This is a genomic window from Vibrio sp. SCSIO 43137 (assembly GCF_028201475.1).
GTDB lineage: Bacteria > Pseudomonadota > Gammaproteobacteria > Enterobacterales > Vibrionaceae > Vibrio.
The window spans coordinates 821,477-844,623 of record NZ_CP116384.1; the positions used below are offsets into that span (position 1 = coordinate 821,477).

The following is a 23,147-nucleotide window of genomic DNA, read 5'->3' on the forward strand; positions in this document are numbered from 1 at the left end:
AAGCCATGCATTTTATTTACGCAGCACACTGCTCAGGGAGAGAGCAACAAATCAGTATCAAATCACCTCAGTTTTAGCTTGCCGTGCCGTCTTACCCTCTAACTGAAGATAAGAAAGCGAATCCAGAATCTTCTCAGCCAGTCCATGGTTATCTCCTGAAAGGCTAATTGAAACTTTAGTGTCTTCTACTAAGGCTTCCATATTCTGTTTTACTCTGTTTGAGTCAGCAAGCTGCTCCTCAATTGCATCGGTAATTAACTTGGAAGAGTCCTTACTTTCCATAGAGATGGTCATCAGGTTCTGCATTCTCTCCATGGTATCTTTAGTGACTTCCGAGCTCAGTACAATCACCTCTTCCACCTCTTTCTGTTTGTTAAAGATGCTTTCAGAGATCTTGGAGATTGAGGCCATTTCAGAATCGATACTTTCCGCTGACTGATTTGCTGTATTCGCCAACTGACGAACTTCGTCCGCCACTACGGCAAAGCCGCGCCCGTGTTCCCCTGCCCTTGCGGCTTCAATCGCGGCGTTAAGAGCCAGAAGGTTAGTCTGTGATGCAATGGCTTTGATAGAGTCAACAAGCTGAGTAACGTTGTTATTAATCTCGTCCAGAGACTCGAGCAACTCACTAAACTGACAAATCTTCTCTTTAGAAATTACCACTTGGTCTTCAAGTTGAACCAACTTATCAATGGTCTGCTCCGCCGTGTTAGTTGTTTCACTCGAATATTGATGGCTCTGATAAGAGAGCTGTTTAATGCTCTCAGACTGCTCAATAAAGTGATTAATTAACTCAGAACTTTGCTCAATAGATTCAGCCCGGCTGCTGGAGGCTTTATGTACATTTGCCGCATTAACAAAAATATTCTGCGCATACTGAGTAGGATCATTCTGTTTAAACTGGTCAAAGCGCTGTGAGATCTGCTGTAACTCAGCAAACTGACTGGCTTCTAATTCAACATGATCATTCGACTTTCTTTTCTGGAAAAACTTCATCATATTCCGGCCTTTTTTCTGGACTGAAGTGTTGCAGATACACTTGCCTGAGTAGAGACACAAAACGGCACACAGTAGGTCAGCAGAATCTTAAACAAAATAGTGCTGTCTAAACCGCCAGTAAAAATCTTATCGCCATGGTTAATAAACATAAGAATGGTGCCAACGATAAGAGAGACCTTAATCGATCGTTTTAAGATTGAAGGCTCTCGCGCCACTTTTAAGAACTGAATCAGATACATCTGCAACCTCAATGGGTAAGTTATATTTATTTTTTGTAAAACACCTTGAACAGTCGTTCACTTATAGGTTACTGGTTATCATCGCCAGATACAACTCTCTGCAAAATATAGTTAATAACCATTTCTTATATCGCCTGTACCTAACTGGTACTATCGCAAACTCCCTCTAATACGAACGGTTATCATTTGCATTTAATCTCTATTTGCATTTTAATGGAGCTTTCGCGTAAACAGAGTAGATTAAATGAATATTGAACAGTGCTGGTCATACTATATGAAAGCCGATGAGCTCAACAAAGAAGGCCACTGGCCGGAAGCTCATCATTTGTATAACGACGTGCTCAACTATCTACCGGGGCATATCGAAGCTGCTGTCTCATCAGAATCAACAAAGCCTTGCCAATTAATGTGCCTGTTAAATGGTTATCGCGATTCAACTATCAGCCAGTCAGAAATTCTTAATAACTTAGGTCAGCGCAAAGCGGCATTCGAGTTATTAAATCAAACCTATGGTTATTTTCAGTTTCTTACGCTGGAATCATCATCACTGGTGAGCAGGCTTTGCTCAGAATTACATAACCATAGTGAAGAGTTATACAGGCATATCTCTGCATTCTGTATCGCTCAGCGTTCTGCAAAATGGATGCTTGAACTAAAAACCGTAGAAAAAACTCATCATCAGTTTTATCTGTTACAGAGTAAAACGCACACACAACTATCTAAGATACTTAATTAAAATAGGTAAATTCATGTCATCACTATTAACTGTGGAGAACTTATCCGTCTCTTTTTCAACTAATGACGGTCAGATTGACGCAGTAAAAAACATTAATTTCACTCTGGAGAAAGGTGAAACACTGGCCATTGTAGGCGAGTCCGGTTCAGGGAAGTCTGTCTCTACCAGTGCTGTAATGCGTCTTCTGCCACCAAATGCAATAGTGTCACCGCAATCAGAGATTTCTTTCCAGAATACCTCCTTGTTAAAACTTTCTGAAAAACAGATGTGTGACTTCCGTGGAAACAGAATGGGTATGATTTTTCAGGAACCGATGACCTCTCTTAACCCGTTTATGCGCGTTGGTATTCAGGTTGCTGAAGCAAGGCTATGCCACCATAAAGTGACCGTTAAACAGGCCAAAGAAAAAGTACTTGAGCTATTTGAACTGGTACAACTGCCGGAACCGGAAAATGCCTACAATAAATACCCCCATGAGTTTTCAGGCGGTCAGTTACAACGCATTATGATTGCCATGGCACTGATTAATGAGCCCGATGTTTTAGTGGCGGACGAACCCACCACTGCACTGGACGTGACCGTGCAGGGAGAGGTACTCAATCTGCTTAAAGAGATTCAGGGAAAAATGGGAATGGCTATCCTGTTTATTACTCACGACTTGGGAGTAGTAAAACACTTTGCTGATCGGGTAATTGTAATGTGTAAAGGTAATATTGTTGAAACAGGAGAGACCAAAAAGCTGTTTGATCAACCTGTCGACGATTATACAAAAATGCTGATTAACTCCGTACCCAAAGGTGGTAAAGATCCGGACATTACTCAGGACAGCTCATTGATTTCAGCCAAAGATATCCGGGTTCAATTCCTGATCAAACCCGCTTTTCTTGGCAGAAAAAGCGAATATTTCGAAGCCGTTAAAGGTATCTCGCTGGAACTAAAACAGGGTGAGACACTTGGTATTGTTGGTGAATCAGGCTCAGGCAAATCTACCTTGGGCCGTGCCTTAATAGGTTTACTTCCTTCCAGTGGCCAAATCCGTTTTAAAGGCGTTGATATGGATTCTCTGTCAAACAGAGAGAAACTGGCTCTTAAAAAAGAGATTCAGATGGTTTTTCAGGATCCTTATGGCTCCTTGTCACCTCGTATGACGGTAGGAGAAATTATCACTGAAGGTTTGACGGTTCATCAGCCGGAGCTATCCAAAGCTCAGCGAATGCAAAAAGCACGTAAAGCACTGGAAGAGGTAAGGCTGGATCCCCACTCCATAAACCGCTATCCCCATGAGTTTTCAGGAGGTCAGCGTCAGCGTATTGCAATCGCACGGGCACTCATTCTTGAACCATCCTTTATTCTGCTGGATGAGCCGACATCTGCACTTGATCGTTCGGTTCAGCTAACGGTTATTGATCTGCTGAAAGATATTCAGAAAAAACATAAAATCGGATTTCTGTTTATCAGCCACGATCTTAGCGTGGTAAAAGCACTGTCTGATAGGGTAATAGTGATGCAGAAGGGGAAAGTGATGGAACAAGGCACAGCCGATGAAATCTTCCATAACGCTAAACATGATTACACTAAAAAGCTTATCGACGCTTCATTTGATTTAGATCTTTATTCCGAAACCGCTTAAAGCAGTTATCCGAAACAATGGTTGCCTTTTCAGGCAACCATTTTGCTTTTAACCGGATATTCCACCTAGTGTAAGCTTAGCCGGATCCAGCAAGCGCTCTAGTTCACTTCTGTTTAGATCCGTTAACTCTTCAGCCACATCAATGACCGCCCTTCCCTCCTGGTAGGCTTTCTTAGCTATTTCTGCTGCTTTAAGATAGCCAATAACCGGGTTAAGCGCTGTCACAAGTATCGGATTTCGCTTAAGTGCTACCTCGATATTGTCGTGCCTGACGCTAAAGCTGCAGATAGCATTATCAGCAAGAGAACATGCGCTATTGCTTAGTAAATTAATACTCTCAATAATATTTAACGCCACAACTGGCAACATAACATTAAGCTGGAAGTTGCCCGACTGCCCAGCCACGGTAATGGTAGTGTCATTTCCGATCACCTGAGCTGAAGCCATTGCAACCGCCTCGGGAATTACCGGGTTGACTTTACCGGGCATAATAGATGATCCCGGCTGTAAACCTTTAAGTTCTATCTCTCCTAATCCCGCTAATGGCCCCGAATTCATCCAGCGCAGATCATTGGCGATTTTTAGCATAGCCACTGCGGCTGTTTTTAACTGACCCGAAAGAGAAACAATAGCGTCCTGACAACTTAAATTAAAAAAATAGTTGTCGCTACTGGTAAATTTAACACTGGTCGCCTGACTGATATTGTCGGCAAACAATCGAGAAAAACCTTGCGCTGCGTTAATGCCCGTACCGACAGCTGTTCCGCCCTGAGCCAGCGCTTTTAACGACTTCAGTCTGTCTTCAATCGCCTGAACAGCATGTTCTATCTGATACTGCCAGCCACCAAGTTCCTGTTCAAAGGTAATTGGCATCGCATCCATCAAATGAGTTCGACCCGTTTTAACTACAGATTTAAGCTCAGTTTTTTTATCATACAGAGCCCTACTGAGATGGTTGAGAGCGGGTAACAACTGCTTTTCTATCGCTAAGGCAGCACTAACCTGAATCGCCGTCGGCACAACATCGTTACTACTCTGTCCCATATTGACATGATCATTGGGGCTAACTATATCACCCAGCTTGGTACTCGCTAATGTAGCAATAACTTCATTGGCGTTCATATTAGAACTGGTGCCTGATCCTGTCTGATAGACATCGATGGGAAACTGCGCAATGTGCTTTCCATCGATAATTTCCTGTGCAGAATCAGCAATGCACGCCGCAATATCACCTTCCAGTAAGCCAAGCTCTGCGTTAGCCATAGCGGCAGACTGTTTGATGTAAGCAAGAGCAACAATAAACTCTTCAGGCATAGTGTTTTTACTGAACTTGAAGTTATCAATCGCTCTTTGTGTCTGAGCCTGATACAGCGCGTTGGCAGGCACTTTCACCTCGCCCATGCTGTCCTTTTCAATACGATATTCCGTACTCATATTCGTTCCTATTGAAAATCTCGTTTAATCCAGTGGCGCCTGAACATACTGAAGTTGCTGCTTCAACTCCATAAAAGTAATATCACCGTTTTCAAACTGATAGTAATAACGTTTCAAAGCCAAAAGTGGCGTGTGTATCGAGTCAAGACAAACACGCCTGAATGTTGCGGTATAGCGGGTGTTTGATATAGCCGACAGTAGATCTGAGTACACTTTTCTTAAGTGAAGCTCACACAGAAGCGGATTCTCAGATTTTGAACCCGGCTCATGATAACTGGCAATAATCATAGCCCAGTAGATGTAATCGGAAATCACATCCGGTTCAAAACCTTCACGGCAATGAGCGGTAGCAAATCTATCCTGAGATTTATAGAAACCGTTGTATATCCTTGCTTGTTCAGACATTGGAATTTCCTTTACATCGCAGACAAATAGTTTTGTTCTACTGCTTTCCAGTCAACCACGTTCCACCATGCATTGATATAATCCGGACGCCTGTTTTGGTAACTGATGTAATAAGCATGCTCCCAGACATCAAGGGCAAGAATTGGCTGGCCTTTTTGTTCAGCGATATCCATCAGAGGGTTATCCTGATTGCTGGTAGACGTTATTTTTAACTCCCCGTCAACCACTACCAACCAGACAAAACCTGAACCAAAGGTATTTACAGCCGCGGTAGCGAACAGATCTTTAAACTTGTCCAGACTACCGAAGGTTTGCTCCATTTTCTGCGCAAGTTTGCCTGATGGTTTTTCCTGAGGGTCCGGACTCATGCATTGCCAGTAAAGGATGTGGTTGTAATAGCCGCCACCATTGTTACGTACCGCCGGAGAGAGTTTTGATATTGAGGCAAAAATCTCTTCTAACGACTTGTGTTCTAGATCATTGCCGTCGATTGCAGCGATAAACTTGTCGTAATAGGTTCGATGGTGTTTGCTATAGTGAATTTCCATGGTTTTTGCATCAATATAAGGCATTAATGCATCATATGAGTATGGTAGTTCAGGGAACTGATGGGACATAAACTTTCTCCTTTTTTGTTATCCCACTCAGCTTAATGCTAATAATTATCATTTGCAATAAAAGCAAGATTCCCCCTTTATTATTTTTTTAAAATACAGTGATCCTTACATTCCGGGCGGGCGTATTGAAGGACGAATATTAAACAAAACGCTCTGATAACGGTAAGGAATGGATTATGTTAAACAAAATAAAATCAGCACTTGTAGTTACTCTGGCCTCTTTTACTCTGATGGCTTGTACTTCTCACAACAGTACTGCATACGAAAAACCAATGATGAAAGATGACATCGTTGATGTGGCTGCAGGAAATGACTCTTTCACTACTCTTGTCGCAGCGGTAAAAGCAGCCGGATTAGTAGACACCTTAAAAGGTGACGGACCATTCACCGTACTGGCACCAACCAATGAAGCTTTTGCAAAGCTGCCAGCAGGTACGGTAGAAACACTTCTTAAACCAGAAAACCGCGATCAGCTTATCGCCATTCTTACTTACCATGTCATTCCGGGTTCAGTGCCTGCCTCTGATGTGATTAACCTGAGCAAAGCCAAAACCGTTCAGGGTCAGAACGTTGATATCAGCGTAATGGGAACCAAAGTAATGGTCGATAAAGCTCAAGTTATCGCAACGGACATCCCCGCAAGTAACGGGCTGATTCATGTCATCGACAGTGTTATTCTGCCGGAGTAATTGATAAAGCCTGTTCAACCCAAAGAGCGCAACCTAAGGTTTGCGCTTTTTTCTTTATCCCTGCTGATGATTGGCAGGCCTTATGGTTTGAACTGGTTTTTTACAAACTCAATAAAGGCTTTTGATTTTTTCGACTGATAAATAAGTTGCGGGTAGAGCAGATATAACGAAGAGACCTGCGAGCCGGTTTCATGCTCCAGCACAGGCGCCAGTTTGCCCTGATCTATCTCCTTTTCTACATAGTAACTTGCTATCCGCGTGATTCCTTTACCACTCAATACTGCATCTTTTAATAACCGGTTTTCGTTGGTGGAGAGCCATCCTGAAACCTTAATGTCACCACTTTCCAACGGCCAGTTACGCTGATGCATCGTGGTCAGACACTGATGTTTATCCAGATCTTTAGCCTTTACTGGTACACCGTTTTGCTGCAGGTATTCAGGCGAAGCAACCAATGGATGGTAATAGTCCCTTAGGTGATACGCCACCATATTTTCCGGCGGATTTCTGGTTGCCCTGAAAGCAAAATCAACATCGGTTTCTGATAGGTTAAATGTACGGTAGCTGGATAAAATATCGAAATTTACTAGCGGATATTGCTCCCTGAATGCTATGCACAGATCCTACAATATACTTTCCGCAAACATTTTTGGCGCTGTTAACCGGATTAGGCCGCTGATATCATCGGACCGCTTTAACAAGTTATTTTCAAAATCTACCACACGACGTTTTAGATCTTCTGCCTGATGCATAACCATCTCACCTTCCGATGTCAGCCGGACATTACGTGTTGTCCTGACCAGTAGCGGCATTTTAAGGGATTTTTCCAGCAATTTAATCTGTTGCGACAGATAGCTTTTTGATATGCCCAAATTGTCTGCCGCTTTGGAAAAGCTGAGTTCTCTTGCTACCTCAACAAACAACATTAGTTTCTCAATACGTTTGTAATCGCTCATTCCCGTTGTCTCATAACTGTTAACTTATAGTGAATAATGATTTCATTTTTTTATTATTATCATAATAAATATCAACTATAAACTAAGGGTATCTGGCTGATTTTTTAAAGACCCTCAATACAAGGAACCTAAATTGAATAAGCATAAACCATTACCTATTTCCAGCACCTTGCCTGAGGCAAGCAGAATTGCTTATGGCTGTATGGGCTTGGGGGGAAGCTGGAACAGTGATCCCCTGACTACTTCAGATATTGTTCAGGCGAAAGGGGTTATAGAAGCTGCACTAGAGTCCGGCATCAACTTTTTTGATCATGCTGACATCTATACCCGCGGTAAAGCGGAGCAAGCTTTCGGGCAGGTCATCAAACAGTCTCCAGAGCTTAGGGAGCAGATGATCATTCAGTCAAAATGCGCTATCCGTTTTGAAGATGAATCAGCACCCGGCCGTTATGATTTTTCTGCTGACTGGGTAACGGAGTCGGTGAACGGTATCCTGTCACGACTCAATATTGAAAAACTCGATGTGCTGCTTCTGCACCGCCCCGATCCGCTGGCAGAGATGGATGAGCTTGCAGAGGCTCTAAGAACGTTACAGAGTGACGGAAAGTTCGACCACCTAGGTGTGTCGAATATGAACCTGTACCAGATGCAGTTTCTGGAACATGAAGTCGGTATACCTGTGGTCGTCAATCAGCTAGAGATGAGCCTGGCAAAACTGGACTGGCTGGATCAGGGTGTAATGTTTAACTCAGCCGGAAACAACAGTAACGATTTTATGAGCGGTACCCTCGAATATTGCCAGATGCAAGGAGTACAACTTCAGGCGTGGGGCTGTTTAGCACAGGGCAAATTTGCCGCTAAAGGGCTGGAGTCTGAAACAGAATCAGTACGTAACACTGCCCGCTATGTACAACAACTGGCTGAAAAATACTCCGTTGGTACAGAAGCAATAGTGCTTGCCTTCCTTCTTCGTCACCCGGCCAATATCCAGCCAGTGATCGGAACGACTAATATTGAACGCATAAAGTCGTCCGCACAAGCGGTCTCAGTCAATCTGACCCGCGAAGAGTGGTACTCGCTCTATGTCGCTTCAAGGGGAGTACGCCTGCCTTAGGCTTTTAAAACTTTTCAGGCTAAGCTGATTTGACTTTTTCGGATGATCTAAATCAGCTTAGTTTCGAATAGCGTTAAACTCCCCCCTTTACATGTCACGTTTTGCAAACAATCTCGGTTCTCAATCAATACATTTCGTTTTATTCTGTTTCAGCCCTAATATATTCAGATTATATATGCGACAACTTGTTTTTTGCCTGACTATCCTGCTTATGCCGTTTATGGCATATACAAAAACTCTTACCCTTGCCACTGTTGAATGGCCACCTTTTATTGGATCCACTTTACCCGACGACGGCTATGTCACTGCGGTATGTAAACACGCATTCGAGCGTTCAGGCTACGAGGTAAAGGTTGTTTATGTGCCCTGGAAAAGAGCGGTAAATCAAACCATTGCCGGACAGTATGACGGAATTATCGGCGCATATAACTCAGAGGACAGAAAGCGGGATATCATTTTTTCTGATGCCATTATGAAAACAGAAGAGGTGTTTGTCAGCCGGTCAGATAACCACTCCCGATATCAGGCTAAACAAGACTTAGCGGGACAAGTAGTGGGCGTTTATCCGGGTTCAGGGGTTATTAGCGAGCTGCAACAGTTTCAGCAAGGGATGTTAACTGATGAATATTCCGGTGACGCAAGAGGCCTGCTTAAGTTAAATGCTAAACGACTGGATCTGGTTTTGATCAACCGAGACAGGTTTAACTACCTGAAAAGTCACCACCCTGACATACGCAAGGTCGCAAGTGAGTTTAAAGAGACCAATATCCGCTTTAAAAGCTATACCCTTCACTGTGGCTTAAGAAAGTCTATGCCAGACGCACAGCAGATTATGGATAAGTTTAATCAGGAACTGCGCGGTATTATTAACAAGCATGAGTACGAGCGTTTGTTACTATTGCCTGCCCCCTATGATCAGTAAGTTAAGAAAATTACTACTCAAAACCACTCACAGAGAAACAAATTATAGGGCGTACTTTAGTCCAACAAATACACTGCCGACACACAACGCCCTCCATTTGAGTACTCCAGACTCTGGCATAGCTCTGATGCAAGTAACACACCTCGCCCGTGAGCGAGCTTGTCGTTACTTGATAGATCGATTTTATGATAATCAAACCCTTCACCATTATGCTCTACTTGCATACCCAGCTTCTGCTGTAACGGGTCGTAATCTAGTTCTAAGCTGACACAGTACTGTTCATCCAGCTCCCTTAGCCTCTGTTCCCGAAGCTGATAAAACAGGTAAAAACCATCAGGTTGATTTTTAATATCTGACTCTAGTTTGAGTAAGCCGTGTTCAATGGCATTGGCAAACAACTCTGACAACACAGAACAGACAAAATCCAGATGAGCACCATTAATCAGGCCTGCCAGTAACTTCCTTACTTCCGTCATGACACAAACACTTTTTAGCACTTGCGAAGGAAAACTCAACTCGGTTTTACAGGGCACCTGACTAAAACTGCGGGACAAAGGAAGCGCCGGATCATCTGAGGAGCTGAGTAAAGGAAACTGAATAGTTAGTATGGAGAGATCATCTTCTACTGAGCGGGCTGCAAAGCTATGCACAGATTCATACAGAATTTCCATTGTGTCACCACCAGAACAGATTGCTGACTCTAGCCTGTTTTGCCCATACTGTTGCCCTTGTGGATCAGACGCCTCTATTACACCATCCGTATAACAAAGCAGTTGCTGCCCGGGATCCAGCAGCAGATGTTCTATCTCAGATTCAAACTCATCAGGCTGAAGTACACCAAGGGGCATATGAGTAGAGGTTAACTTTCGGTTTATGCTTCTGTCTTCATTGAGCAAGTAGCCGTCGGGTAAACCGCCTCCCCACCACGAAATCTCCAGACCATTGGCTTTTACTTCGAAAACACTAGCTGCCAGCATCATACCCATGGGCAGGAAACGAACCATTGCACTATTAAGTTCTTCAACAATTTCGCCCAACGCAAGTCCCTTCGATGCCATACTAAACAGAACCCGCGCAGCAGGAATCGTTGAAATGGCCGCCGGAAGACCATGTCCGGTAGCATCGGCTATAAGTATATAGGCTCCGCCATGGGGACGGTTCGCTACCAAAATCAAATCGCCATTAAACAGGGTCGACGGGTTTGACAAGTAACGAACACCTTCAAGATGAGAAACCTGATTGCTCATCTCTTCTTTAAGGTTACTGAAGATCGATTCTGCAATGGCATAGTCATAGCCAACCTGATCGTGGAACTGTTTCAGCTCGTCGCGCTGCTCCTTCACTTCGTTCAGTATTTTAACAATCCGGTAGTGAGCCTGAATTTTTGCCACCAGCACGCTTCGCTCAACCGGCTTAAGAATAAAATCGTCTCCCAATGTCAGACACTGCTCGAATGAGGTACAGTCGTCCAATGCCGTCATAAAAATAATAGGAATATGTTTTTCGGCAAACTCTAAACGGATCGCCTTAGCTGTCTCAAAGCCGTTTTTCACCGGCATAAGTACATCTAACAGAATTACATCAGGCAATAGTTCCATATTGTGCATCGCCTCAACCAGACCATCTCCGTCAGCGAAAGTGGTTATCTGCTCCGCAACATTGCGAAGCAACAGGCGACATAATTCACGGTTACTTTCATGGTCATCAACGATTACCAGATGCATTTAAGCTTCCTTTTTCTATACATTTATCTCAGGGCAAAAACGCTTTTAATCGATGGCAAACTTCTTATCAAAGCGGGATATAGTCAGAATCTTTCGTACCTGTGGAAGCGTATTGGTAATACGAATACTGCCATCAGCATGACCAAGATAGCTGAGCATATTTAAAAGCATTCCCAGCCCGGCGCTATCGATATAATCAACCTTGCGTAAATCGATAACGAACTTAAACTCTTTTCTGTCTACATAGGTGTGACGAAACTCCTGCACAAGATTAAAGCCGAAAGCACCTTCTATCTCTATAGTGACACTTTTGGCGTGCTCATCTATCACGGCTTCTACTGACATAAATTCTCCTTAACACTAATATTTACGATTGCTATCTGGCTTAAAAAAGCTCAACTTCCCCTTCTTCAATGGAATCCTGAGAGGCAGCTGGTTCATCTCTGTTATGGATCTGGTCGAGTAAAATTTGTAACTGTAGATTGAACTCGGCCTGCGAGTACTCACCGGCTGAGAGCTTAGCGAATAGATCCGCCACCTGTTTAACAAATCCTACACCGTACAATACGTGGTCACCCTGCTGAGTAATGATGTCAGAAAATTGCAGTGCCCGTATGCCATCAGAAACCTTGTTATTAAGGTTCTCAGCGATGGCCTTAACCTTAGAAACCTCTTCTTCTATACGATTGTTAGTTTCCTGAACCCCCTGCAACATGGCATCCACTTTGTCCTTTGACTCTATGGCTTCTGTCATATCTATGGTTGCCATTTCGCCAACGGTCTTATTCGCTTCATTTACCGTGTTCTGAGCAACATTAATCTCTTTCTCGATCTGACTGTTTAGTTCTTCCGCTTTTACCGACAAGTTACGTACTTCCTGAGCAACAACGGCGAACCCTCTTCCCGCCTCACCCGCTCTTGCCGCTTCAATAGCTGCATTAAGTGCCAACAGGTTGGTCTGCTCAGACAGTCCGCGCACCTGAGCCAGCATTTTAAATACGGTATCCAGCTTTGCCGACATGTCGTGAATACTATGAACCGCTGAAATACTCTTCTCTGAAACATTCACTAAGGTATCAACAAAATGACGAATAATACGCTCAGTTCGGGGCAGAACCTGAGCAATATCGTGTTCATTTCCTCTGTTACCAAGCAGTTCGCTGATAAGGATCTCGGTGAGCTGATTTTGATTCTCAGCCAGAGACTGCAGTTCGAAAAAGCTGGCATTAAGTGTTTCAACGGACTCATCAACCACACTTCTCTGATGATTTAGGGGGACTTCTAGTTGTGACGAAAGTTGCTGAAGCAGATAACTCACCTGTTGGCTATTAAGCTCCTGAGCCTTTTCCTTTTCTGTATTTTGCTCCTCTGCAAGATCATTCGGCTGACTGCCTGTGACAGCAGAAATAATCAGCCAGGGCAGCGCACAGGCAAACACCAGCAGCACAAGGTGCAACATGGATGAACTGTTCACGGCAATGTAACCAAGCAGGGCTATTTGAGTCAGCACCCCTGCCAGATAAATATATCTTTTCTTTTTCTTCACTCGACTCATCTCCACTCTCCTTGCCACGCAGCGATTACTGTTCAGATGTCACAAGACTGCAAATTTTTCCGGCGACACTATCCAGACCGAGCACATAGTCAGCAGCGTTCATCTCGACAGCAACCCTTGGCATTCCCCATACCACAGAGGTGGCTTTGTCCTGTGCTATGGTGCGCCCTCCGGACTGCTGTATTTTAAGTAACCCCTGCGCACCATCTTGCCCCATTCCGGTAAGGATAATACCGATAGATTTGTTACCTACGGTTTCAGCCACGCTGTCAAACATGACATCGACCGAAGGTTTATGACGGCTGACTAACGGCCTGTCGTCCCTGACGGCAATCAGTTTATCCCCTTGTCTGATCACCACCATATGCTGGTCGCCCGGAGCAAGATAAGCATGACCTTTTTCCAGAATGACTTGCTGCTCAGAGAGTTCCTGAACATGAATAGCACTATTATCATCCAGTCTTTTGGCAAAAGACGGACTGAATAGGGCGCTGATATGTTGTGTCATAACAATGGGTGGTAAACCGGCCGGCAATTGCGAAAGCACCTTTTTAATGGCTTCGGTTCCACCCGTTGAGGCGCCTATAGCAATAATGTCTGTATTGGTACATTTTCCGCTAAAGGTAACTTTTTCGGGCTGACCTGATATGTCCTCATGTACTACATTGGCTCTGGCTGCGGTTTTTATTTTCTCATTAATCTGCTCTTTATAGCTGATAATATCAGCCGTATTTTCAACAGCAGGTTTAGGGAAGTAATCAACCGCACCCAGCTCGAGTGCCGTAAGTGTGGCATCAGCACCGTGTTGAGTCAGAGTGGAGATCATGACCACAGGCATAGGCCTGAGTCTCATCAGGTTTTTCAGGAACTGGACACCATTCATTTTCGGCATCTCAACATCCAGCGTCAGTACATCCGGGTTGAGCTTTTTAATCAGATCCCGCGCTTCGTATGGATCTTCTGCTGCGGCAATAACATCCAGTTCTGGATCTGAACGAATTATCTGCGTCAGCAAAGCACGGAATACAGGAGAATCATCGACGACCAATACCTTTATCTTTTTCATCAGAACAGCTCCACATCATCGTCATGGTTTGAATGACTTTCCTTATCCAGTTTGCTGGCGTACTTGTCTTCTTCCTGCTGTACATGCCTGATCTCTGTAAAGGGTATTCTTTTCAGCCACGCTCTTCCGGAGACAGGTTCAAATACGATCTTTCTCGGTTCAATTCCGCCAAGATCATGAGCCACAACGTTAAGCTGCTCCCGCTCCACATAATTTGTAACAAAAGCAATGTTTTTTTCACCAACCATGGAGTGTCTGCCCATCATCTGGGCACCACCAAATAGCTTTACCTTGAGGTTTTCTCTTCGCGCCCCTTCATTCAGCAAGGCGTTAATCAACAGCTCCATTGCATGGCTGCCATAACGGGACGGTATAGAGGCGTATTCATTGGGTTTCCATGAGCTCAGTTTTGACTGGGTATGAAAAGGCAACAAAAAGTGGTTCATTCCGCCAATAGCAAGATTCTCATCCCAGATGCATGCCGCAATGCAGGAGCCTAAACCAGTAACAATCAGTTCATCTTCATGTGTGCTATACAGGCCACCCGGCAGTATCTTAACCATGTGTTTCTGCTGTGTTTTGTGGAAGAACCGCCGGAAATTGCTATTACTGCGGTGAAATGTTCGTTCAGGTGTTGTCACAAACATAAGGTCCCTTCCTTTGCTTTATAATTTCGCATAGATGGTTTTTCCTAAATGGCGGAAAATATCTGTACAGGCTCCTATGCTTTCCGAGTGGCCGATAATCAAAACACCTCCCGGTTGCAGTTGCTGGTGAAACCGTCTTATCAACGCTTCCTGCGTCTTTTTATCAAAATAGATCATCACATTGCGACATGAGATCAATTCAAAAGCGTGTTCAAACGGCCACTCCTCCAGCAGGTTAAGCTGACGAAAACGGATATGTTGCTGCAACCCTTTTGCAACTTTTATTTTGCCTGCCTGTGCTCCTTTGCCTTTAAAAAAGCAAGATGCAAGATACTGGTCTGGAATACTTTGAACAGCCTCGTCGCCATATACACCCCGACGCGCCGTTTCCAATACTTTGGTATCCAGATCCGTTGCCGTAAGAGAAACCTCAGCAAACAAGTCAAAAGCACCGGCATGATAGAGAGACGAGATGTAACTGTATGGCTCTTCCCCGGTTGAACAACCGGCAGACCAGACCCGTACACTCTGCTTCTCCTGAGCCAGCCATTTTTCAATCATTACCTGTTCAAGAAAACGAAAGTGATGATACTCCCGGAAAAACTCGGTTTTATTGGTGGTAAGGCTGTTTATAAAGTTAACCCGTTCCTCAGCACTCTGTTCAATAATCTCTCTGTACTGTTCAAAGCGCTTAAGCTTCAGTCTCCGCATCTGACGGCTTACCCGGCCATACACCATGGTCTGTTTGCGGTCTGAAAAGTAGATCCCGGCCTGCTTATGCATAAACCACTGGATAAACTTAAAGTCCTTTTCCGTTAACTCAAACTCTCTTTGCGGCGCCAAATCCGGTGAGTCCTGCATCAGAATTCTTCCCATTCGTCCCCTTCCTCACTCGCCTTAAAGCCGGCATTAGCTACTTTAGGAGTACGGATATCCCTGACATTACTGCTTTTAGTCATAGACATCTCTTTCCGTGCAGGGGTCGATTCGAATGTGGCGACTTTATTTTCTGACGCGAAGAAATTCATCAGATGCAACAACTGACGTCCCTCTTCTCGCAGAGACTGACTGGCGGCCGATGTTTCTTCTACCAGGGAAGCATTTTGCTGAGTCATTTCATCCATGGTAGCGATAGCGCGGTTCATCTCATCGATGCCAGTTGCCTGATCAGAACTCGACGATGCTATCTGCGCAATGAGCTCTGTTACCTCTTTAACAGCATCAACGATTTCGTTCAGAGTTTCACCCGACTCATCGACCAGACGGGAGCCTTCATCAACTTTTTCAACACTGTCGTTGATCAACCCTTTAATCTCTTTGGCGGCGGCTGCGCTACGTTGTGCAAGGTTGCGAACTTCTCCCGCAACAACTGCAAATCCCCGTCCTTGTTCACCTGCCCGGGCAGCTTCTACTGCTGCGTTCAGTGCCAGTAAGTTAGTCTGGAACGCAATCTCATCGATAACGCCAATGATGTCAGCAATCTTCTTGCTGGCGCTATTAATTTCAGACATAGCAGACACCGCATGGCCTACTACTTCCCCGCCTTTGGTCGCTTTGCTTGTTGCATTCTCAGCAAGACTATTAGCATCTTTGGCGTTATCGGCATTCTTGCGCACCGTCTCCGTCATGTGCTCCATACTGGCCGCAGTTTGCTCAAGATTAGAAGCCTGAGCTTCAACACGCTGACTAAGATCATTGTTGCCTTCTGCAATCTCCTCTGAAGCGGTCGCGACTCTTGCCGAAGACTGAGTGATCTTATCCACCATATTGCGCAGGTTGAGAATCGAGGTGTTCACCGCATCAGACAAGCGGCCAAATTCCCCTTTATTCTCATCGGACATACTGTTGTTCAAATCACCATCTGCGACCTGACTCATTACCTCAATACACTCACCCAGTGGCTGGACTATGGTGTCCAGCAAGTTGTTGATGCCGTCCCCCAGTTCTTTCATAAAACCGCTGTAGTTCTCTGTATTAATGCGTTCATTCAGGTCACCCTCTATCGCTTTCTGGATAAGGGATTCAACCTGACGCTGACCATCCTGTTGTTCGGTAATATCTACCCATTGCAAGGCAGGACCAATGTAAGTGCCCTGACTGTCATGCATAGCGATACAGGTGAGATTAAACTCCAGAACGCCGACAGCAACGTTGGAGGAGAATGGCAGCCGGTCAGGGTTAGCGATGATGCTTTGCTGATGGTTAGGATTCTTATGAAAGATATCCATCGACTGGCCAACCAGCTTAGATGCGTTGAAACCCGGGAGGAACTTTTGCAGCTCATTTTCGCGACTGCTTAGCAGCTCCTGCAAAGAAGGGTTCAGATAAGTAATAACACCATTCTTATCCGCCATCATCAGATTGGTGGTCATACCGGCAACCGCTGAAGCCAGACGTCCTATCTCTTCTTCCTTCTTGCGCTCCTCGGTAACGTCACGCCATTCCAGTGTATTACCTATATACTCCCCTTTGGCATCACAGATAGCCGCAACATTTAGCTCTATCTTAACCGGGCCTATATTGATATCAGTTTGGTAAGGCAGGTTACCCGGATCTGACAGCATGGTTCGCTGGTGGGCAGGATTACGGTGGAACTCATCAATGCAACGGCCCATTAGCCACTCTTCCGTAGCGGTAAAACCCGACCATACGGTTCTCATTGTCCTTTCATGCTTAGAAAAAAGAGTAATGGTTTCCTGATTAACATAGGTGATATTAAAATCACGGTCGATCATCACCATTGCCGTCTGAGCCTGATCAACGGCTGCCTGCAAGCGGGCAATTTCATTGTGCTGCTTTATTTCAGCGGTAACATCAGACCATTCGAGGGTATTTCCTACATAATTTCCCTCTGCATCAATAATGGCACCGACATTGAGTTCAATTTTGACATCCCTGACTGTGATAGTGGTTTTGTAAGGCAGATTAGCCGGATTCCCCAGCATCTGACGCTGATGAGACGGATTAGCATGAAAGGCATCAATACAGAACCCCATAAGCACTTCTTCATCAGCACGAAATGACGGCCACATAGACTGAAACAGTGCCTCATGAGTCTTAAGCAGCTCCATTGATTTCTGGTTCAGATAGGTAATTTTAAAATCCCGGTCTATCATCATCAGAGCGGTCTGCGCTGCATTCAATGCGGAGAAAAGCTGATCTCTGCTGAGCCCTTTCTCTTGCTCTTCCACCACTGCGTGCGCGGAGTTTCTGTTCCAAAATGCCATGAGTCACCTCTCACTGTTTTGCTTTAGTGAATTTTTGTTAAGCCATACTTTCTTGTTGTATCTGTGTATCTTCGGTCTGAACCAGTTGCTTGTAATCAAACAGGGCGTCCATATTTATCAGTATCAGATCGCCATTTTCTACCCGCGCAATTCCGCGAATAAACCCAATATCAAATCCCCCGGAAACCGGCGGCGGCGGTTTAATCTGCTCATCGGTTAGCGGATAAACTTCCGATACTCCGTCAACGATAATGCCTAGCGGGTACATCTCCGTATTGTTTAAAACCACCACTACTGTTGTAGCGCTTATCTTTGCGGGCGTCAGACCAAACCGATGACGGAGATCGACGATAGGAACATATTCCCCCCTGATTTCCAGCACTCCAGCCATATAGTCGGGCGAGTAAGGCACCTGCCTGACAGCCGACCAGCCTCTTACTTCCCTGACATCCAGTATCGGCACACCGTACTCTTCCTCACCCAAAACAAAGCTAAGAAACTCTTTACCTTCCGTCATCAATGTCCCCTCAGGATTCGATCTATATCTAGTAGTTCTTTCGTATTCAGCAAAGACATCACTTGCTCACCGACATTAAGCAGCCCTTGTAAATAAGGTGTTACCAGAGATTCCCCTACAGGAGCATTAAGTTCTTTATCTCCCAGACAGACCACATCACTGACGGCATCGACAACGATCCCCATCAGACGTTCGCTTTCATCAACAGAAGTACGCAGAACAATCACCACCGTGGTGGGCAGGTAGTCGCAATACCCCACCCGAAAACGCTTTCTGAGATCTACGACAGGCACAATCATGCCCCTCAGGTTAATTACCCCAAGAACATAGTCTGGTGATCGGGGAATGGGGGTCGCGCGCTCCCAGACACGGATCTCTTCCACATCTTTTATATCTACTCCGTACAGCTCGTCAGCCAATATAAAACTGAGAAAATCGGCATTTTCTGAGCTGCCTTCAACACCGTTCTGCATCAGAAGCGCATTTGCCCGATCTACTTTCGTTTCCGGCGTTTGTGATATAGCAATAACCTGTTCCAATGACCTCTCTCCTATGCCGCTATTCCGTCGTGATGTGAATCAGAAGATCGCTTAAGAAAGCCGGTGATCAACCCCTGAATATCAAGAATCAGAGAAACTGAACCGTCACCTAATATGGTTGCGCCTGATATACCTGCTACCTTGCTGTAATTAGATTCGAGGTTTTTTATCACCACCTGTTGCTGATCCAGCAACTCGTCAATCAGTAAGCCGACACGATTTCCCGCCGCCTCAACAAAACAGAGTATCTGATGGTTCAGCTCTCCGCTGGTACCCATCTCCAGCTCATCTTCAAGCCTGAGAATCGGAATGTTTTCATCCCTTAAACGATAAAGCTCAACACCTCCGGAAGCGTGCTTAATACAGGCAGGATCGATCTGCATCGACTCAACAATAGTCAGCAGCGGAATGATATAAACTTGTTCACCCACTTTAACCAGTTGACCATCCAGTATGGCGAGTGTCAGAGGAAGGTTAATAGTGAACCGGCTGCCTTTACCCAGCTCGGATTCAAGTTCTATCTGACCGCCCAGCTCTTCGATATTACGTCGAACTACATCCATGCCGACACCCCGGCCGGATATATCTGAAACCTCTTCAGCGGTGGAGAACCCCGGGGCAAATATCAGGTTCATAATCTGCTTATCGCTCATCTCTTCACGCCGGGTATCCGCAGCGATAACACCTTTATCAATGGCTTTGCCCCACAGTTTGTCACAATCGATACCCGCACCATCATCACTGATTTCAATGACAATTGAGCCGCCCTGATGAAACGCATTCAGTAATACAGTTCCCTGTTCAGGTTTGCCTTTTTCAGCGCGTTCATCAGGTTGTTCGATGCCGTGGTCTATACCGTTACGAACAAGATGCACCAAAGGGTCGACAATTCTTTCCAGAACCGTTTTATCCAGTTCGGTCTGCTCACCTTGTATCTGAAGGTCGACTTTTTTGCCTAGTCTTGCCGTCAGATCCCTAACCAATCGCGGGAAGCGGCTGAAGGCAAAACTCATAGGCAGCATTCGGATATTAAGTACATTTTCCTGAAGGTCTTTGCTGTTCTGAAGCAACTGCTCCAGACCGGTTTTTAGCTTTTCCAGCTTATCCATACTGAAGTCGTTACCGATTTCATTCAGCATGGACTGGGTAATCACCAGTTCTCCGACTAAGTTGATCAGGCTGTCAACTTTGTCGATATCGACCCTGATAGAACTTACGCTGCTGTCTGCTTTGGCTGCTTTAGCAGGCGTACTTTTGTTATCTTTTGCCTGAGACTCGCCAGCGATATCTGCCGAGGGTAATGACTCTGAAACTTTCTCCTCAAATACAGGCTTGGTATCCCTTTCAGTTTGTTCATCTGATTCGGTTGCTTCCTCACTCCTCTGTTCAATAACCAGATCACACTCGTCTTCAACCCACTCAAAGATCTCTTCGATACTCTCCTTTTCTACAGTTGCGGGCAGAGTCGCCTGCCAGCTTAGGTAGCACAGTTCCTGTTCAATCTCTTCTGCTAACGGAAGTGCTTCAGTAGATACGCTGACATTACAATCACTATCCAGCTCTTTAAGCTCCCGAAGTATTCTGAGAGGGTCGTTGCCACTGAAAAAGATCTCTTTGTGGGGAACAAAAGAGACAAACCATCGGCCGGTAGTCGTCAGTTGCTCAGGCTGCTGATCCGGCGTTTCGGAAATTGGCGCCCCGGATACCTTACTGACCAGCAACTGCAACTGAGCAGAAACCTCACTCTGCTCCGCTGTATCTACCTCATTGCCTTGTTCATGGCCTAACAGTAGTGCCATGATGCAGTCACCACTTTTCAGTAGTAGATCGACACTAGCCGCATCCAATGAACATTGGTTATCTCGCACCAGTTCCAGATAGGCCTCAACAGTGTGAGTAAATTCGCTGATATCAAGTAGGTTAAACGTGGCAGCTCCCCCTTTTATAGAGTGGGCCGCACGAAAAATAGTATTGATCTGCTCGTCATCGACGCAGTCAAGATCAAGATTAAGCAGTACATCTTCCAGCACCTCAAGATTTTCACGACACTCTTCGTAGAACATCTTGCGAAGCTGTTCCATATCTAAAGCCATTGTGTCCCCAGCCAGTTACCTTGTTTTAATTATCTTTATCTGTTGACTTAATAAAGCTAAATCACGCGTTTTAACGTTTTCAGCAGCGTATCCGGATTAAAAGGTTTCACCAGCCAACCGGTCGCGCCAGCAGATTTACCTAACTGCTTTTTCTCCGCACTGGTTTCTGTGGTTAACATAAGGATAGGAATGAACTTGTATTGGGGTTTACTTCGAATCTCTTTCACTAACTCGAAGCCACCCATAATCGGCATGTTTACATCAGATATAACAACATCAAACTTGCTTGAACTGGCTTTTGTCAGGGCATCTTTTCCATTATTTGCAGTTTCAACATCGTAACCTGCGTCCTGCAACGTATGGCTTACCATCTGACGAATAGACACTGAGTCATCTACGGCTAATATTTTGGTCATCTAGTCCTCTCCGGTTTCTGAACAGCTATCAAACAGCGTTTGTAACCCCAGAATGCTTACTGCTTCCTGAAGTTTTTCAGTGGCATTAATCAACTGAATATCGATCTTTTGGTGTCTGGCAGAGGTAAACAGAGAAGCAAGTAACTGAAGGCCGGCCGCATCAATACGGCTGACATTGGTTGCATCTACCTGCAACGGGGAGGAACTTTCAAGCCACGCAATATACTGTGGTTTTGCGTCGTTAACCGTGGAAATATCCAGTATCTCCGGAAGTAAACAATCCATGAACTACCCTGTTTTTATTCTTATCTACCTAGCCTGCACTAATAATTATTAAAAGCTTAGTGCTTGATTTGAGTGTAGAAAGGAATACCGGGATAGCAAACGACATATAATCAAACTATTGCCATAACTCTAGTTGCATAACATTGATATATACCCGTTATTTGTTTCATATCAAGATGTTAGTTTACTGTTTTGCGTCACTTTACATATGCAATTAAATCATCAATATTTGATGCAGAGCACATTGAAATACTCCGGTAACACTTGCATTTTTTAAACTTCACTGAATTTAAATAACTACAATTTTTCCGTTCGGAGACACATTTTTTACCATTTAAGTTCAAAACGTTATATACATATTCCGCACTTAAAACCTTGTTGATATTTCAAACTTTTCAGCAGTAATAAACTCTGTCATAACATATGCACATCCATATATGCTTTCATAGATATTAGGTTGATATTTTGCTTTATGGCAATAACTTAACAATGACGCTCCGGAGACATTTTGTGCAGCAAGCAATCAGACCCGTTTCATCTACAATGTTCCATACGGATAGTTCAGTAAGTCCACTTGCCGCTGGTGCCAACGACAAACTAGAACGTATGCTTGAATCTCTGGTTGAGTTTGACTCTTTAGTTATTAGCGGATACCAGCGGAAACACCCGCCGGTTCAACTGTACAGTTCGAACTCTCTCCTTAGTCTCCCCGAACACAATAATCTTAGCGCCTCTAACTATATTGACTGGATCTATTCCGAGTTTTCAAACGGATGTCATGAAGGGGTACACCATATCAACGAAATGGCCGGTAACCATGAAATCAAAGGGACAGAAGGTGCAGATAAAGATGCCCTGGCCATTTGTGTTGGTATTGATACAGGAAAGTGGCTGGTGGTACTTCTCTACAGGGACAAGGATCAGGCTAAGTTTACCGACAGAGATAAACACAGGATTATCACTAACTTCAGAAACATTAAGCTGCATTGCCAGCAATCATGTAACGAAATCTGGCCGGCACCGGGGTCGGATGATAAAAATAATCTCAGTACTATCATGCTACAGGCTCTGGTGAGTTTTGGCGAAGAAGCTCTCTCTCCCAGAGAACAAGAGACAGTAACACTGGTGGTACTAGGGCTGGATAACAATACCATCGCCGGTAAGTTGGAGATTTCTGTAGAAACGGTAAAAACCCACAGACGCAGCATTAACAATAAACTTGAAGCCAGTTCAGTCGGTGAGTTGTTCAGGAAGTTTCTTGATCACTTGCTTAAATGTAGCCGATAAAAGTTGCATATCTGGCTCATCAGCATAATATGGACGCAAGTACCTGCTTA

The 23,147-nt window shown here is 44.7% G+C and carries 23 protein-coding genes and 1 pseudogene; 6 read left to right on the forward strand and 18 right to left on the reverse strand.

Annotated elements, in window-relative coordinates:
- Positions 1-57: 57 nt before the first annotated feature.
- Positions 58-996: a methyl-accepting chemotaxis protein gene (locus PK654_RS19600; RefSeq protein WP_271700726.1), complete on the reverse strand. Its 939-nt coding sequence runs from the start codon at positions 994-996 to the stop codon at positions 58-60.
- Positions 996-1,238 carry a nitrate/nitrite transporter NrtS gene (gene nrtS / locus PK654_RS19605; protein WP_271698992.1) on the reverse strand — a complete coding sequence of 81 codons (243 nt, stop codon included), beginning with the start codon at positions 1,236-1,238 and terminating at the stop codon, positions 996-998. Before nrtS ends, PK654_RS19600 begins: the two co-directional genes overlap by 1 nt.
- A gap of 244 nt (positions 1,239-1,482) precedes the next feature.
- On the opposite strand from nrtS, the gene PK654_RS19610 reads away from it, so the two are divergent.
- Both PK654_RS19610 and PK654_RS19615 read left to right on the forward strand, forming a co-directional pair.
- A complete protein-coding gene (locus tag PK654_RS19610) occupies positions 1,483-1,974 on the forward strand; it encodes a hypothetical protein (RefSeq protein WP_271698994.1) in 492 nt (163 codons plus the stop codon).
- Positions 1,975-1,987: 13 nt separating this feature from the next.
- Entirely contained in the window at positions 1,988-3,604 is a 1,617-nt protein-coding gene (locus PK654_RS19615) for an ABC transporter ATP-binding protein (RefSeq protein ID WP_271698995.1), read from the forward strand.
- A gap of 48 nt (positions 3,605-3,652) precedes the next feature.
- Here the strand turns inward: PK654_RS19615 and PK654_RS19620 are convergent, their stop codons facing one another.
- The 3 genes from PK654_RS19620 to PK654_RS19630 are packed head-to-tail and all read right to left on the reverse strand — an operon-like array spanning position 3,653 to position 6,060.
- Positions 3,653-5,038: a class II fumarate hydratase gene (locus PK654_RS19620; RefSeq protein ID WP_271698996.1), complete on the reverse strand. Its 1,386-nt coding sequence runs from the start codon at positions 5,036-5,038 to the stop codon at positions 3,653-3,655.
- A gap of 24 nt (positions 5,039-5,062) precedes the next feature.
- On the reverse strand, positions 5,063-5,443 hold the full coding sequence (locus PK654_RS19625; protein WP_271698997.1) for a hypothetical protein: 381 nt from the start codon (positions 5,441-5,443) through the stop codon (positions 5,063-5,065).
- Between the two features lie 11 nt (positions 5,444-5,454).
- Positions 5,455-6,060: a superoxide dismutase gene (locus PK654_RS19630; RefSeq protein ID WP_271698998.1), complete on the reverse strand. Its 606-nt coding sequence runs from the start codon at positions 6,058-6,060 to the stop codon at positions 5,455-5,457.
- A 230-nt stretch (positions 6,061-6,290) separates the two neighbouring features.
- Between PK654_RS19630 and PK654_RS19635 the strand changes: the two genes are divergently transcribed.
- Positions 6,291-6,749, forward strand: a complete 459-nt coding sequence (locus PK654_RS19635) for a fasciclin domain-containing protein (protein WP_271700727.1) — start codon at positions 6,291-6,293, stop codon at positions 6,747-6,749.
- Between the two features lie 80 nt (positions 6,750-6,829).
- Here PK654_RS19635 and PK654_RS19640 read toward each other — a convergent pair.
- Positions 6,830-7,705 (reverse strand): annotated as a pseudogene (locus tag PK654_RS19640) (LysR family transcriptional regulator).
- A 133-nt stretch (positions 7,706-7,838) separates the two neighbouring features.
- Here PK654_RS19640 and PK654_RS19645 point away from each other — a divergent pair.
- A complete protein-coding gene (locus PK654_RS19645) occupies positions 7,839-8,819 on the forward strand; it encodes an aldo/keto reductase (RefSeq protein WP_271698999.1) in 981 nt (326 codons plus the stop codon).
- A 175-nt stretch (positions 8,820-8,994) separates the two neighbouring features.
- Positions 8,995-9,741, forward strand: a complete 747-nt coding sequence (locus PK654_RS19650) for a substrate-binding periplasmic protein (RefSeq protein ID WP_271699001.1) — start codon at positions 8,995-8,997, stop codon at positions 9,739-9,741.
- A 56-nt stretch (positions 9,742-9,797) separates the two neighbouring features.
- Here PK654_RS19650 and PK654_RS19655 read toward each other — a convergent pair whose 3' ends face one another.
- The 12 genes from PK654_RS19655 to PK654_RS19710 all read right to left on the reverse strand — a co-directional run bounded on the left by PK654_RS19655 (position 9,798) and on the right by PK654_RS19710 (position 21,810).
- Entirely contained in the window at positions 9,798-11,465 is a 1,668-nt protein-coding gene (locus PK654_RS19655) for an ATP-binding SpoIIE family protein phosphatase (protein WP_271699003.1), read from the reverse strand.
- A gap of 45 nt (positions 11,466-11,510) precedes the next feature.
- Positions 11,511-11,810, reverse strand: a complete 300-nt coding sequence (locus tag PK654_RS19660; protein ID WP_271699004.1) for an STAS domain-containing protein — start codon at positions 11,808-11,810, stop codon at positions 11,511-11,513.
- 40 nt (positions 11,811-11,850) lie between these two features.
- On the reverse strand, positions 11,851-13,020 hold the full coding sequence (locus PK654_RS19665; protein ID WP_271699005.1) for a methyl-accepting chemotaxis protein: 1,170 nt from the start codon (positions 13,018-13,020) through the stop codon (positions 11,851-11,853).
- Between the two features lie 25 nt (positions 13,021-13,045).
- Positions 13,046-14,086 (reverse strand): protein-glutamate methylesterase/protein-glutamine glutaminase, encoded by a 1,041-nt coding sequence (locus tag PK654_RS19670; protein ID WP_271699006.1) that lies wholly within the window; start codon positions 14,084-14,086, stop codon positions 13,046-13,048.
- Positions 14,086-14,733 carry a chemotaxis protein CheD gene (locus PK654_RS19675; protein ID WP_271699007.1) on the reverse strand — a complete coding sequence of 216 codons (648 nt, stop codon included), beginning with the start codon at positions 14,731-14,733 and terminating at the stop codon, positions 14,086-14,088. Before PK654_RS19675 ends, PK654_RS19670 begins: the two co-directional genes overlap by 1 nt.
- A gap of 18 nt (positions 14,734-14,751) precedes the next feature.
- Entirely contained in the window at positions 14,752-15,609 is an 858-nt protein-coding gene (locus PK654_RS19680) for a CheR family methyltransferase (RefSeq protein WP_271699008.1), read from the reverse strand.
- Positions 15,594-17,960: an aerotaxis transducer Aer2 gene (gene aer2 / locus PK654_RS19685; protein WP_271699009.1), complete on the reverse strand. Its 2,367-nt coding sequence runs from the start codon at positions 17,958-17,960 to the stop codon at positions 15,594-15,596. Before aer2 ends, PK654_RS19680 begins: the two co-directional genes overlap by 16 nt.
- A 37-nt stretch (positions 17,961-17,997) precedes the next feature.
- Positions 17,998-18,477 carry a chemotaxis protein CheW gene (locus PK654_RS19690; RefSeq protein ID WP_271699010.1) on the reverse strand — a complete coding sequence of 160 codons (480 nt, stop codon included), beginning with the start codon at positions 18,475-18,477 and terminating at the stop codon, positions 17,998-18,000.
- Positions 18,477-18,950: a chemotaxis protein CheW gene (locus PK654_RS19695; protein WP_271700728.1), complete on the reverse strand. Its 474-nt coding sequence runs from the start codon at positions 18,948-18,950 to the stop codon at positions 18,477-18,479. Before PK654_RS19695 ends, PK654_RS19690 begins: the two co-directional genes overlap by 1 nt.
- A gap of 77 nt (positions 18,951-19,027) precedes the next feature.
- Positions 19,028-21,109, reverse strand: coding sequence for a chemotaxis protein CheA (locus tag PK654_RS19700; protein WP_271699012.1), 2,082 nt, complete (start codon positions 21,107-21,109; stop codon positions 19,028-19,030).
- A gap of 56 nt (positions 21,110-21,165) precedes the next feature.
- A complete protein-coding gene (locus tag PK654_RS19705; RefSeq protein WP_271699013.1) occupies positions 21,166-21,525 on the reverse strand; it encodes a response regulator in 360 nt (119 codons plus the stop codon).
- On the reverse strand, positions 21,526-21,810 hold the full coding sequence (locus PK654_RS19710; RefSeq protein WP_271699015.1) for an STAS domain-containing protein: 285 nt from the start codon (positions 21,808-21,810) through the stop codon (positions 21,526-21,528).
- Positions 21,811-22,320: 510 nt separating this feature from the next.
- Between PK654_RS19710 and PK654_RS19715 the strand changes: the two genes are divergently transcribed.
- Positions 22,321-23,097, forward strand: a complete 777-nt coding sequence (locus PK654_RS19715) for a response regulator transcription factor (protein ID WP_271699017.1) — start codon at positions 22,321-22,323, stop codon at positions 23,095-23,097.
- Positions 23,098-23,147 lie beyond the last annotated feature (50 nt).

Bases quoted from the DNA above. Each gene is read 5' to 3' on its own strand.
- PK654_RS19600 (WP_271700726.1), bottom strand. From the start codon at position 996: ATGAAGTTTTTCCAGAAAAGAAAGTCGAATGATCATGTTGAATTAGAA.
- nrtS (WP_271698992.1), bottom strand. From the start codon at position 1,238: ATGTATCTGATTCAGTTCTTAAAAGTGGCGCGAGAGCCTTCAATCTTA.
- PK654_RS19610 (WP_271698994.1), top strand. From the start codon at position 1,483: ATGAATATTGAACAGTGCTGGTCATACTATATGAAAGCCGATGAGCTC.
- PK654_RS19615 (WP_271698995.1), top strand. From the start codon at position 1,988: ATGTCATCACTATTAACTGTGGAGAACTTATCCGTCTCTTTTTCAACT.
- PK654_RS19620 (WP_271698996.1), bottom strand. From the start codon at position 5,038: ATGAGTACGGAATATCGTATTGAAAAGGACAGCATGGGCGAGGTGAAA.
- PK654_RS19625 (WP_271698997.1), bottom strand. From the start codon at position 5,443: ATGTCTGAACAAGCAAGGATATACAACGGTTTCTATAAATCTCAGGAT.
- PK654_RS19630 (WP_271698998.1), bottom strand. From the start codon at position 6,060: ATGTCCCATCAGTTCCCTGAACTACCATACTCATATGATGCATTAATG.
- PK654_RS19635 (WP_271700727.1), top strand. From the start codon at position 6,291: ATGGCTTGTACTTCTCACAACAGTACTGCATACGAAAAACCAATGATG.
- PK654_RS19650 (WP_271699001.1), top strand. From the start codon at position 8,995: ATGCGACAACTTGTTTTTTGCCTGACTATCCTGCTTATGCCGTTTATG.
- PK654_RS19655 (WP_271699003.1), bottom strand. From the start codon at position 11,465: ATGCATCTGGTAATCGTTGATGACCATGAAAGTAACCGTGAATTATGT.
- PK654_RS19660 (WP_271699004.1), bottom strand. From the start codon at position 11,810: ATGTCAGTAGAAGCCGTGATAGATGAGCACGCCAAAAGTGTCACTATA.
- PK654_RS19665 (WP_271699005.1), bottom strand. From the start codon at position 13,020: ATGAGTCGAGTGAAGAAAAAGAAAAGATATATTTATCTGGCAGGGGTG.
- PK654_RS19670 (WP_271699006.1), bottom strand. From the start codon at position 14,086: ATGAAAAAGATAAAGGTATTGGTCGTCGATGATTCTCCTGTATTCCGT.
- PK654_RS19675 (WP_271699007.1), bottom strand. From the start codon at position 14,733: ATGTTTGTGACAACACCTGAACGAACATTTCACCGCAGTAATAGCAAT.
- PK654_RS19680 (WP_271699008.1), bottom strand. From the start codon at position 15,609: ATGGGAAGAATTCTGATGCAGGACTCACCGGATTTGGCGCCGCAAAGA.
- aer2 (WP_271699009.1), bottom strand. From the start codon at position 17,960: ATGGCATTTTGGAACAGAAACTCCGCGCACGCAGTGGTGGAAGAGCAA.
- PK654_RS19690 (WP_271699010.1), bottom strand. From the start codon at position 18,477: ATGACGGAAGGTAAAGAGTTTCTTAGCTTTGTTTTGGGTGAGGAAGAG.
- PK654_RS19695 (WP_271700728.1), bottom strand. From the start codon at position 18,950: ATGCAGAACGGTGTTGAAGGCAGCTCAGAAAATGCCGATTTTCTCAGT.
- PK654_RS19700 (WP_271699012.1), bottom strand. From the start codon at position 21,109: ATGGCTTTAGATATGGAACAGCTTCGCAAGATGTTCTACGAAGAGTGT.
- PK654_RS19705 (WP_271699013.1), bottom strand. From the start codon at position 21,525: ATGACCAAAATATTAGCCGTAGATGACTCAGTGTCTATTCGTCAGATG.
- PK654_RS19710 (WP_271699015.1), bottom strand. From the start codon at position 21,810: ATGGATTGTTTACTTCCGGAGATACTGGATATTTCCACGGTTAACGAC.